The sequence below is a fragment of the Pseudomonas sp. Arb-4-2C genome (assembly GCF_055755015.1).
Window position 1 is genome coordinate 1,455,689 of the sequence record NZ_CM146899.1, and the last position, 11,681, is coordinate 1,467,369.

10 protein-coding genes and 4 tRNA genes are annotated in these 11,681 nt (G+C 59.3%); 9 read left to right on the plus strand and 5 right to left on the minus strand.

Features of this window, described 5'->3' with window-relative positions; translation table 11 throughout:
• The 3 genes from AC0J41_RS06620 (at position 1) to AC0J41_RS06630 (ending at position 3,541) form a co-directional block, all read left to right on the plus strand.
• On the plus strand, positions 1-312 hold the full coding sequence (locus tag AC0J41_RS06620; RefSeq protein WP_025111978.1) for a cupin domain-containing protein: 312 nt from the start codon (positions 1-3) through the stop codon (positions 310-312).
• A 105-nt stretch (positions 313-417) separates the two neighbouring features.
• Complete coding sequence (locus AC0J41_RS06625; RefSeq protein ID WP_025111977.1) at positions 418-1,569, plus strand: TDT family transporter; 1,152 nt, start codon at positions 418-420, stop codon at positions 1,567-1,569.
• A gap of 97 nt (positions 1,570-1,666) precedes the next feature.
• Positions 1,667-3,541, plus strand: a complete 1,875-nt coding sequence (locus AC0J41_RS06630) for an MFS transporter (RefSeq protein WP_473014921.1) — start codon at positions 1,667-1,669, stop codon at positions 3,539-3,541.
• A gap of 96 nt (positions 3,542-3,637) precedes the next feature.
• On the opposite strand, the gene sugE is transcribed toward AC0J41_RS06630, so the two are convergent.
• From sugE to rdgC, 3 genes are all read right to left on the minus strand, one after another.
• Positions 3,638-3,952 (minus strand): quaternary ammonium compound efflux SMR transporter SugE, encoded by a 315-nt coding sequence (gene sugE, locus AC0J41_RS06635; protein WP_122597317.1) that lies wholly within the window; start codon positions 3,950-3,952, stop codon positions 3,638-3,640.
• 119 nt (positions 3,953-4,071) lie between these two features.
• Entirely contained in the window at positions 4,072-5,037 is a 966-nt protein-coding gene (locus tag AC0J41_RS06640) for a bile acid:sodium symporter family protein (protein ID WP_473014922.1), read from the minus strand.
• Positions 5,038-5,186: 149 nt separating this feature from the next.
• Positions 5,187-6,107 carry a recombination-associated protein RdgC gene (gene rdgC, locus AC0J41_RS06645; RefSeq protein WP_473014923.1) on the minus strand — a complete coding sequence of 307 codons (921 nt, stop codon included), beginning with the start codon at positions 6,105-6,107 and terminating at the stop codon, positions 5,187-5,189.
• A gap of 159 nt (positions 6,108-6,266) precedes the next feature.
• Here rdgC and AC0J41_RS06650 point away from each other — a divergent pair.
• The 4 genes from AC0J41_RS06650 (at position 6,267) to AC0J41_RS06665 (ending at position 6,808) form a co-directional block, all read left to right on the plus strand.
• Positions 6,267-6,342 (plus strand) — tRNA-Val (locus AC0J41_RS06650).
• Positions 6,343-6,361: 19 nt separating this feature from the next.
• Positions 6,362-6,438, plus strand: a tRNA-Asp gene (locus tag AC0J41_RS06655).
• A 198-nt stretch (positions 6,439-6,636) separates the two neighbouring features.
• Positions 6,637-6,712 (plus strand) — tRNA-Val (locus AC0J41_RS06660).
• Between the two features lie 19 nt (positions 6,713-6,731).
• Positions 6,732-6,808: transfer RNA gene (locus AC0J41_RS06665), tRNA-Asp, on the plus strand.
• A gap of 99 nt (positions 6,809-6,907) precedes the next feature.
• Here the strand turns inward: AC0J41_RS06665 and AC0J41_RS06670 are convergent.
• Positions 6,908-8,044: a catalase family protein gene (locus tag AC0J41_RS06670; RefSeq protein ID WP_473015975.1), complete on the minus strand. Its 1,137-nt coding sequence runs from the start codon at positions 8,042-8,044 to the stop codon at positions 6,908-6,910.
• Positions 8,045-8,070: 26 nt separating this feature from the next.
• On the minus strand, positions 8,071-9,879 hold the full coding sequence (locus AC0J41_RS06675; RefSeq protein WP_473014925.1) for a di-heme-cytochrome C peroxidase: 1,809 nt from the start codon (positions 9,877-9,879) through the stop codon (positions 8,071-8,073).
• Positions 9,880-10,149: 270 nt separating this feature from the next.
• Here AC0J41_RS06675 and AC0J41_RS06680 point away from each other — a divergent pair, with 270 nt between their 5' ends.
• Both AC0J41_RS06680 and AC0J41_RS06685 read left to right on the plus strand, forming a co-directional pair.
• The gene (locus AC0J41_RS06680) at positions 10,150-10,866 is read left to right on the plus strand and encodes an FKBP-type peptidyl-prolyl cis-trans isomerase (protein WP_025111972.1); all 717 of its coding nucleotides are present in this window, start codon (positions 10,150-10,152) and stop codon (positions 10,864-10,866) included.
• A 294-nt stretch (positions 10,867-11,160) separates the two neighbouring features.
• Complete coding sequence (locus AC0J41_RS06685) at positions 11,161-11,616, plus strand: YkvA family protein (RefSeq protein ID WP_473014926.1); 456 nt, start codon at positions 11,161-11,163, stop codon at positions 11,614-11,616.
• The last annotated feature ends 65 nt before the right edge of the window (positions 11,617-11,681 follow it).

Below are 11,681 nucleotides of genomic sequence, written 5' to 3' on the forward strand. Positions count from 1 at the left end.
ATGAACATTATCCGCAGCAAATCGTTCACAGCCGAGCGTGCCTGGGGCGCGCTGGACATCGCCAACATGAACGGCATCACCACGCGCCTGCACTGGACCGACCAGCCCTATAAATGGCACGTCAACGATGGCGAGGAAGTGTTCGTGGTGCTCGATGGTCAGGTGCAGATGCGCTATCGCGAACAGGGTGAAGAGAAGCAGGTGCTGCTAGAGGTCGGGGACATTTTCTACGCTTCGGTCGGCACCGAGCACGTGGCGCATCCACAGGGGGCGGCGCGGATTCTGGTGATCGAGAGCGAAGGCAGTGTCTAGACGCTTATCTATGAAGTAGATAACAGATAGAGAAATTACCCGTTATATAGATATTCGATTCGGTTCTACCATGGACTCAACCTCACCTGAGGACAGGAGTTCACGATGACTTGCCCCAACAGCACCAAACCCGGCATCAAGCCGTTCAGCCAGCTTCAGCATCCGCGTGAAGTGATCCGTCAATTCACCCCGAACTGGTTCGCCGCGACCATGGGCACCGGCGTGCTGGCCCTGGCGCTGGCGCAATTGCCGGTGGCGATTCCCGGGTTGCACGCGGTGGCCGAAGGCCTATGGTTGTTCAACATTCTGTTGTTCACCTTGTTTACCTTCGCTTACGCCGCGCGCTGGGTGCTGTTCTTCGATGAGGCGCGGCGGATCTTCGGTCACTCCACCGTATCGATGTTCTTCGGCACCATTCCAATGGGCCTGGCGACCATCATCAACGGCTTTCTGCTGTTCGGTCTGCCACGCTGGGGCGAGGGCGTGATTCATCTCGCCGAAGTGCTCTGGTGGCTCGATGTGGCGATGTCGCTGGCCTGCGGCGTGTTGATTCCCTACATGATGTTTACCCGGCAGGAACACAGCATCGATCAGATGACCGCCGTCTGGCTGCTGCCGGTGGTGGCGGCCGAAGTGGCAGCGGCCAGCGGTGGCTTGCTCGCGCCGCATCTGACCGACGCCCATGCGCAACTGGTGGTGCTGACTACCAGCTACGTGCTCTGGGCATTTTCCCTGCCGGTGGCGTTCAGCATCCTGACCATCCTGTTGCTGCGCATGGCCCTGCACAAATTGCCTCACGAAAACATGGCCGCCTCCAGCTGGCTGGCCCTCGGCCCGATCGGCACCGGCGCCTTGGGCATGTTGCTGCTGGGCAGCGATGCACCGGCAATCTTCGCCGCCAACGGTCTGCCGGGCATCGGTGAAATCGCTGCGGGGCTTGGTTTGGTCGCCGGCATCACCCTGTGGGGTTTCGGCTTGTGGTGGATGTTGATGGCGTTGTTGATCACCGCGCGTTACCTGCGTGATGGCATCCCGTTCAACCTTGGCTGGTGGGGCTTCACCTTCCCGCTGGGCGTGTATTCGCTGGCGACCCTCAAGCTCGCCAGCACGCTCAACCTCGGCTTTTTCAGTGTGGTGGGCTGCGTGCTGGTGACGTTGCTGGCGGTGATGTGGCTGATCGTCGGTAAGCGCACCGTGCAAGGTGCGTGGCGCGGTGAACTGTTTGTCTCACCTTGTATTGCAGGTTTGAAGAAATAACCTGAAAAGTTTAGGTAATGTGTGGCCTGGATCGCGGATCGGGATTCCAATATTCAGATCCAGGCCATTCTCTACCGACCTCAGGGAAACACGGAAGATGAGTCACCCCTCACAGTTCAACCTGCTTCGCACCCGGCGCTTCCTGCCGTTTTTCATCACGCAGTCGCTGGGCGCCTTCAACGACAACGTGTTCAAACAGTCGCTGATTCTCGCCATTCTCTATCGACTGACCATCGAGGGTGACCGTTCGATCTGGGTCAACCTGTGTGCACTGCTGTTTATCCTGCCGTTCTTTCTGTTCTCGGCGCTGGCCGGGCAGTTCGGGGAAAAATTCGCCAAGGACGCGCTGATTCGTCTGATCAAACTCGCGGAAATCGCGATCATGGCCGTAGGATCGATCGGTTTTCTCTTCGATCACCTGTCGCTGATGCTGGTGGCGCTGTTCGCCATGGGCACCCACTCGGCGCTGTTCGGGCCGGTGAAGTATTCGATTCTGCCGCAGGCGCTGCGAGAGGATGAACTGGTCGGCGGCAATGGGCTGGTGGAGATGGGCACGTTCCTGGCGATTCTCGCCGGGACCATCGGCGCCGGGGTCATCATGTCCTCCACGCATTACGCGCCGCTGGTATCGACCGCGATTGTCGGCATTGCCGTGCTGGGTTACCTCGCCAGTCGCAGCATTCCGCGCGCTGCAGCGGCGTCGCCGGAAATGCGCCTGAACTGGAACATCTTCAGCCAGTCCTGGGCCACGCTCAAACTTGGTCTGGGCCAGACGCCTGCGGTGTCGCGTTCGATTGTCGGCAACTCGTGGTTCTGGTTTGTCGGGGCGATTTATCTGACGCAGATCCCGGCCTACGCCAAGGAGTGGATGCACGGCGATGAAACCGTGGTCACCCTGATTCTCACCGTGTTCTCGGTCGGCATTGCGCTGGGTTCGATGCTTTGCGAGAAACTCTCCGGGCGCAAAGTCGAGATCGGTCTGGTGCCGTTCGGCTCGTTCGGTCTGACCGTGTTCGGCCTGCTGCTGTGGTGGCATTCCGGCGGTATCCCGGAGAGCATCACCGGGCACAGCTGGATTGAAGTGCTGGGCTTTGTGCACACTTGGGCGGTGTTGGTCGACATTCTCGGCCTCGGCATTTTTGGTGGCTTCTATATTGTGCCGCTGTACGCCTTGATCCAGTCGCGCACCGCCGAAAACGAGCGGGCGCGGGTGATCGCTGCCAACAACATTCTCAACGCACTGTTCATGGTGGTGTCGGCGATCGTTTCGATTGTGTTGCTGAGCGTGGTCAAACTGTCGATTCCGCAGTTGTTCCTGGTGGTGTCGCTGCTGAACATCGGCGTCAATGCGTACATCTTCAAGATCGTTCCCGAGTTCAGCATGCGTTTCATGATCTGGCTGCTCAGCCATTCCATGTACCGCGTCGAGCACCGCAACCTGGAGGCGATCCCGGACGAAGGCGCCGCGTTGCTAGTGTGCAACCATGTTTCGTTCGTTGATGCCTTACTGATTGGCGGCGCGGTGCGTCGGCCGATTCGCTTTGTCATGTACTACAAGATCTACAACTTGCCGGTACTGAACTTTATCTTCCGCACGGCGGGGACGATTCCGATTGCCGGACGCAACGAAGACATCCAGATCTACGAAAAGGCCTTCACCCGGATTGCCCAGTATCTGAAGGACGGCGAACTGGTGTGCATCTTCCCGGAGGGCAAGTTGACCACGGACGGTGAGATCAATGAGTTCAAGGGCGGGCTGACTCGGATTCTCGAAGAGACACCGGTGCCGGTGATTCCGCTGGCGCTGCAGGGATTGTGGGGGAGTTTCTTCAGTCGCGACCCGAACAAGGGTTTGTTCAAACGGTTGTGGTCGCGGGTGACGTTGGTGGCGGGTTCGGCGGTGGCTGTGGAAGCTGCGGAACCGGCGAAGTTGCAGGGGTTGGTGGGGGAGTTGCGCGGTACTGTTAGATAGTTGTTGTGAGATCGGGCTTCATCGCGAGCAGGCTCGCTCCTACAGTTGAAACGCATACCTCTGTAGGAGCGAGCCTGCTCGCGATAGGGCAGTGGCCTAAGCGCTGACCTTCAGGCCAATCAACCCGGTAATGATCAACGCCACACTGGCCAGGCGAATCAACGCCATCGACTCACCAAACAGAATGATCCCGGCAATCACCGTGCCCACGGCGCCGACCCCGGTCCAGATCGCATAAGCCGTGCCCAGCGGCAATTCCTTCATCGCAAGGCCCAGCAGGCCAAGGCTGATAGCCATGGCCGCAATGGTCAGTACGGTGGGGAGGGGACGGGTGAAACCGTCGGTGTATTTCAGGCCGACGGCCCAGCCGACCTCGAACAAGCCGGCGAAAAACAGAATGATCCAGGACATGAGAGACCTCCATCGATTGACGGGGTCGTCCCCAGATTAATAACTCGATCGAGCCGCAGGGTCGTCCCCGCGTTGCGCAACATATTGACGAGCATTAATCCGGGGATCAAGTTTTGAGGTCAGTCGGCGGCCTGTTGAGCCGCCGTTTCACGATCTTCTTTTTCGCTCATGCGCCGGAAGTACGTCGAGAGCAGTGCCCCGGAAATGTTGTGCCAGACGCTGAAAAGCGCGCTTGGCACCGCCGCCAGCGGCGAGAAATGCGCACTGGCCAGGGCCGCGCCCAGTCCCGAGTTCTGCATGCCGACTTCCAGCGCCAGCGACTTGCGCTGAGCCAGTGGCAGCTTGAACAGGCGTCCGGTGAAGTAGCCCAGCAAGTAGCCGAAGCTGTTGTGCAGCATCACCACTGCCATGATCAACAGCCCGGACTCGGCGATTTTCGCCTGACTGGCAGCCACCACCGCAGTGACGATGATCACGATGCTGACCACCGACACCAGCGGCAACACTTCCACTGCGTGCCGCACCTTGCCACCGAGCAAACGTTGCGCAACCACGCCGAGCACGATTGGCAGCAACACCACTTGCAGGATCGACCAGAACAGCTCCATGAACGACACCGGCAACCACGCCGAAGCCAGCAGCCAGATCAGCGCCGGTGTCAGCAGCGGGGCGAGCAGGGTGGTGACGGCAGCAATTGCTACTGACAGTGCCAGGTCGCCGCGGGCCAGCCAGGTCATCACGTTGGACGAAGTACCGCTCGGGCAGCAGCCGACCAGAATCACGCCGACGGCGATTTCCGGCGGCAGATGAAAGAGCTGGCAGAGCAACCACGCCACGCCGGGCATGATCACGAAATGTGCCACCACGCCCAGCGCCACGCGCCACGGATGGCGGGCGACGGCAGCGAAGTCGTCGAGTTTGAGGGTCAGGCCCATGCCGAACATCACCAGCCCCAGCAACGGCACGATTGCGCCTTTGAGGCCCAGGAACCACGCCGGTTGCAGGAACGCGACGACAGCGAAAATCAGCACCCAGCAAGCGAAGGTGTTGCCGACGAAGCGGCTCAGTGCAGCCAGTGCGCGCATGGCTTGTTCCTTATTATTGAATGAACACCACAAAACCAAATGTGGGAGCGAGCCTGCTCGCGAAGGCGGAGTGTCAGACACATTAATGTTAACTGTCACTGCGCCTTCGCGAGCAGGCTCGCTCCCACGGTTTTGAAACTCGCCGGGCGTTAGATGCCCTGCGGCGTCTCTTCACCACCCAGCGCTTCAACCAATGCCGGCAGGAAGTCGCCGAAGGTCAGCATCATCAGGGTGAAGCTGGCGTCCAGCTGGCCCAGGGCCTCGTCGCCACCGTCCTGTTCGGCCTGATCCTGCAGCAGGTCCTCGAACTTCAGGCGTTTGACGGTCATTTTGTCGTCGAGCATGAACGACAGCTTGTCCTGCCAGGCCAGCGACAGTTGAGTGACCACTTTGCCGGTGCTCAGGTGCAGCTGGATTTCTTCGCTGGTCAGGTCCTGACGCTTGCAGCGCACGATGCCGCCGTCTTCGTGGGTGTCGCGCAGTTCGCACTCGTCCAGGACAAAGAAGTCCGGGGCCGCTTGCTGGGTGGTGACCCATTCGGTCATCACGGCGGTTGGCGCGGTTTTCACGGTCAACGGACGGACGGGCAGGGTGCCGAGCACTTCTCGCATAGTGGAAAGCAGGTCTTCGGCGCGTTTCGGGCTGGCCGAGTTGACCAGAATCAGGCCCTGTTTCGGCGCGATGGCGGCGAAGGTGAACGAGCGACGGATAAAGGCACGCGGCAGGAAGGCCTGGATGATTTCATCCTTGATCTGGTCGCGTTCCTTCTTATAGACCTTGCGCATCTGCTCGGCTTCGATCTCTTCGACCTTTTCCTTGACCGCGTCGCGCACGACGCTGCCCGGCAGAATGCGTTCTTCTTTACGGGCAGCGATCAGCAGGAAGTCACCGCTGACATGCACCAGTGGAGCATCTTCGCCCTTGCCGAACGGCGCGACGAAACCGTAGGTGGTCAACTCCTGGCTTGCACATGGACGCGCCAGTTTGGTGGCCAGTGCAGTTTCCAGCGCCTCGGCATCGACAGGCAGGTCTTGGGTCAGGCGATAGATAAGCAGGTTTTTGAACCACATGGGGTGAGTCTCTCCTTTATACAAAGGGGGGCATTATTGTCTTCGCCGTCTCATAGGCCAACCCTTCTCTAAGCCTTTGGAAGGCCTGAGAAAATTATTTAAAAAAGTGCTTGCCAGAGGTTGGGTCGCTCCGTAGAATGCGCGCCACACCGAAGCGAAGGGTGATTAGCTCAGCTGGGAGAGCGTCTGCCTTACAAGCAGAATGTCGGCGGTTCGATCCCGTCATCACCCACCATTCGTTTCAAGTGTTTAGCGCAGCGGTAGTTCAGTCGGTTAGAATACCGGCCTGTCACGCCGGGGGTCGCGGGTTCGAGTCCCGTCCGCTGCGCCATATTCGGTCACCTGGACCACTGAACGCCAGGTCACCACGGAAAACCCGCTGAGGCGGGTTTTTTTCTGTCTCAAGTTTGTACCTTGTTCCATCGGGTTTGTGTCGTTTCACCGGTTTTCGGATTTTTTTGAAAAAAACTTCAATTAAATCAACACTTTACGAAAACTTGTGGCATAATGCGTCCCGTAACGAAGCGAAGGGTGATTAGCTCAGCTGGGAGAGCGTCTGCCTTACAAGCAGAATGTCGGCGGTTCGATCCCGTCATCACCCACCATTCGTTTCAAGCGTTTCGCGCAGCGGTAGTTCAGTCGGTTAGAATACCGGCCTGTCACGCCGGGGGTCGCGGGTTCGAGTCCCGTCCGCTGCGCCATATTCGGTCACCTGGCCCACTGAACGCCAGGTCACCACAGAAAGCCCGCCTAGTGCGGGCTTTTTGCTGTCTGCGATTCAAGAAATCCCACCCGCCGCCTCACGGCGCAGCATTCTGGCTATGCCGATAGTCACTCACCGCCTCATACACGGCTTTACGCAAGCGGTTGATCCCGCCAATCGGCCGATGTGCCTCGATACCAAACCACGGGTTGAACGACAGGTTGTCACACGCCAGATTCAGCGCCGGTGTGTCGAAGTCCTGCGCAGGCAAGGTGATCCGCGCCACGCTTTCGAATGCTGAATCCTGTTCGCGCCATTCGATGCTGGTGTCCTCGATCGGCATGTACTTGCTCGCGTCTTGACGCTGAATCTGCAACACGAAACAGGCAGGCACGCGATCTGTCGACAGTTGCTGATTCAAGGCGCTGCGCAGGAAGTTCGGCAGGTCATGGTTTTGCGGGGGCAGGGTGTACGCCGGGCAATTGTCCGGATCCGGCGCGACCCGAAACTTGGCATTGGCCTCACCGAACTTGTAGGGCGATACCGAAAAATACGTGGTCCCGGTCGGGCTGTCCGGCGCTGGCGCCAGGGTTGCCAGCGCGATGAGCAAGTGGCGGATCTGCCAGCTGCGCGGATCCCGGCCGGGAAAAAACGCCATGATTTTTTTGCCGTCAGCCTGAGCCGCCACATTCTGACGATACTCGGCGACGTCACTGACAAAGAAGTTCGGGTGGCTGAACATCACGAAGTCTTGCTCGTGGCGCTCCTGACGGTCGCCGAGCAACGGCTTGCCGGGCACATCGAGCAGTTTGATCGCCATGCCCCGGGCGTCGCGGATGCTGTCGAACTGCGGGTAGGCGTTGCCGTTGGACAGACGAATCATCGCCTGCCAGGTTTTACCCGGTTCGCTGAAAACGCCCTGGCGCAGCGCTGGTATCAGTTCCGGCAACACCGTTACTTCGGCTTTCACGCAACCATGCGCCTTGGCATGCGCGTCACGCAGGTAGCGTGTGCCTTCGCGGTGCTGATCGACGATGCGTACGGCAGTCTGGATCACGTCCTGGGTCATGGCCGCTTCGCCGACGGGTATCTGTTCCTGCGCCGACACCGGGCCGCGGTGTTGCCAGGCAAACCATGCGCTGGCGATGGCCCAGCCAAGCAGGCCGACAATCAATAATGCCAACAGGGTTTTGCCAATCAGTCGTCCCAGCCACAACCAGATACGGGCCAGCATGGACGGTCTTTTGTAGGGGGTGATCATCATGGCAATTGCGCCTCCAGCGGCCCGCCCAGCACTTTCAGGTACTCCAGCAATGCCCAGCGTTCTTCCGGTTGCAGCAGTCGACCGATGACGCCATTACCACGCTCGCCGGCGCGGAATTCATGACCGCTGTTATGGTTACCGGTTATCCGTGTGTCGAACAGGAAACCATTGGCAAAGGCCTCGGTGCGGTACCCCAGATGGCGCGGGTCGTACTCGAACGAGCCTTTATAGAACGTCGTGGCGCGCTCATCCTGCGGCGACAGCAGCTGATAAATGCTCGGCACCGAGCCGTTGTGCAGAAACGGCGCAGTGGCCCATACGCCGGCCAGAGGCCTTGCCTTGTAGGCGACTTTTTCGCGCACGCCGATCGGCAGGCCGAAACCATCGAGTTGAGGCTTCTCCTGCGCGGTGACCCCGGCTTCGCGATAGGCGCGGTTCTCAACGAAGGCAGTGACGTAGGCCAGGCCCTTCGCCACCGATAGCTGGCTCAGATCCAGTGGTTGCGTGGGTGTCGGATGCAGCTTGACGTCCATCTGCTCAAGCTCTTTCAGGTCCCATTGCAGTGGCGTCAGGTCGAAACGGTGATTTGCAATGTTGGTGGCGGCGTTCGGGTCGGTGCCGATCACGTCCAACGGCAGCATGTGCAAATGCTGCACCCAGCGCTCGCCCTCCTGAGTCTTGCGCGGCACGTGGCAACCGGCGCAGTTCTCGGCAAACAGCGCGCGGCCCTTGGCGGCCAGCGGTTTGTCGACAGCGCCCAGCACGTCTTCCGGCCAGGCGGGCGGTTGCAGGTGTTGCAAGGTTTCTTCGATTTTGTGCAGATCACGCACGCGCACACTGGAGGCATAACGCGCATCGCCCTGCAGCGGTTGACCGTTGCTGTCGAAGAAATTCAAAGTCGCGCCGACGCCCAGCGCCTCACCGATGTTGCGCGCCATCGGTTGCTGTGCCGAGCCGTTCCATTGCACCCAGTCGAAGGTCCACATGTCCCACAGTTGTGGGTAGTCCACCGGGGCGTTGGCCACGCGGTAGTTGGCGGGGGAGATCGCGTCGCCGAAGGTGGCGTTGGCGATCCGGCCAAAGGCATCGGTGCGTCCCGGGCCTTCTTCGGTCGGGTAGAGGCCACGGTGGGTGTCGTTCCAGGCGACTTTCACGAAGGTGTTCAGCGAGGCCTTGAAGTCCTTGCGCAGTTGCGCATGGCGCGCTTCGTAGTCATTGCCCAGCACTTGTTGGGCGAAACGTTCGAATTTCCATGGGTTGTAGTAAGTCGAAGTCAGACTGGCGACCAATGCCTGTCCGAAACTGCCACCGCGCAGCGTAGGAACACTGGAGGGCAACACGTGCTGCGCTGAACCACCGTCAATGCGTACGGCCTGGCCTTTGAAGCGCAATTCGCCGGTGTGGCAAGCAGCGCAGGTAATATCCAGATATTGCTCGGTGTCGCCTGGATTCTGGTGGCGGGCAAAGCCAACCGGCAGATTGCCGAGATTGTTTGGTGTGGCTTTCTGCTGCGGATCGACCAGAAAACCGAAGCGTGCGAGGTATTCCGGGGACGCAAAGCGCTGCTGGGAGAAGGGCAGTTCGAGCGCCTGGAACCACTCATAACGCAGGCCTTTGACCTGTGTGCCCTGCGGGGTGAAGTAGTAGACCTGGCGTTCCTCTTCACTCCACTGGTTCAGATAATGCACCTGTTGGGCGGGGGTGTAGAACGGCAGTTTCGGGTTGGCGACGTAGTACAGAACCACGGCGAGGACCAGGCCCAGCACTACGATGATCAGGGTCAGTACACGGAATAAGAGGCGCAAGATAAACATCCTTGTCGAGTTGTTGCGCTGTTATGCCTCAGCTGTTGCAGGTGCGGCAAGTGGCCATTACGCCAACTGTCGTAGGAAGTCTCGTCAGTCCTCGTCAGGCCAAGATGACAGAAGCTTCATCGTCCCTTTGCCCGAATGCGTTTTAATCCCTGAACTTATCGGAGGTTTCCTGCTCTCATGCCGGTAGCCATTGGTCGTGGCGGCCTGATAAGCTCGCGGCTTTACTCGATTGCCCTTTCGGCGCATGAACAAGGAAATAGCATGAAACAGCATCGGTTGGCGGCGGCGGTAGCCCTGGTTAGCCTGGTCCTCGCGGGTTGTGATTCGCAGACCAGCGTAGAGCTGAAAACCCCGGCGCAAAAAGCTTCCTACGGTATCGGCCTGAACATGGGCAAGAGCCTTGCTCAGGAAGGCATGGATGATCTGGACTCCAAAGCGGTAGCCCAGGGCATCGAAGATGCCGTCGGCAAGAAAGAACAGAAGCTGAAAGACGACGAACTGGTCGAAGCCTTTGCCGCGCTGCAAAAGCGTGCTGAAGAGCGTATGGCCAAGATGAGCGAAGAGTCGGCAGCTGCCGGCAAGAAATTCCTCGAAGAAAACGGCAAGAAGGCCGGCGTGACCACTACTGCTTCTGGTCTGCAGTATGAAGTGGTCAAGAAAGCCGACGGCCCACAGCCTAAGCCGACCGACGTAGTGACCGTTCACTACACCGGCAAGCTGACCAACGGCACCGTATTCGACAGCTCCGTCGAGCGCGGCAGCCCGATCGATCTGCCTGTCAGCGGCGTGATCCCGGGTTGGGTCGAAGGTCTGCAACTGATGCACGTTGGCGAGAAGTACAAACTGTACATCCCTAGCGATCTGGCTTACGGCGCGCAATCGCCAAGCCCGGCAATCCCGGCCAACTCGGTTCTGGTCTTCGACCTGGAACTGCTGGCCATCAAGGATCCAGCCAAAGAGGACGCTGCCGCCAAGTAATCGGCTGTAGCTTCGAAGACAACGCCTCGCTTATGCGGGGCGTTGTTGCATCTGGACGATGCTGGCGGTAAACAGAGCGAACGGATGGCGCTTACAGCAGTCCTAGAGATTGAGGCTGCCAGCGCTAGACGCCCTGAGCCGCCAAGTCAATGAAATATTGGGGTTTTTTATGTGAGTAAAAAACGCCCGATCTGAGCGCGGCCCTTATAAAACGGGGCTCTCAGCGCTGAAATGCAGCTCTGTTCACAAGGTTATCCACAATTTGTGTGGATAACATTTCAACGGGAGAAATAGATGAAAGCGCCGTGGAATTTCGCCCGATTTCTGCCCCTCGCCGGTCGATTGCTGGCGCGTGGGCGTCTGCCGACGCTGTTGTTCGCGGTGGCGAGCAAGGGGGCCGCGCAGGGCAATCGCCTTGGCAAGCTCAAGGATGATCTGCGTTTGCTTCAGGCGCTGTGCCTGGCCTACTGGCGTGGCGAATATCGGGCCATCAGCCCGAAAGCCATGGTCTCGGTGGTGGCGGGCCTGATGTACTTCCTCAGCCCGGTGGATGCGATCCCGGATTTCATCCCGGTATTTGGCATGCTCGACGACATTGCTGTTCTGGCCTGGGTGATGAAAAGCCTCGACGATGAGCTCAATGCTTTTCGGCTCTGGCGCAACCGGCAGCAGCCGGAAAAACTCGCGGTGGTGGAGCGCCTGCCCGATACCCCGGAACAACTTCAGCTTCAGGGCCCGAAAAAGCCCTGATTCCTTCCTGTCTGCATACAGATAGATGCCCCCCGCGACCTTAGCCGCTGTTAGGATTACACTTC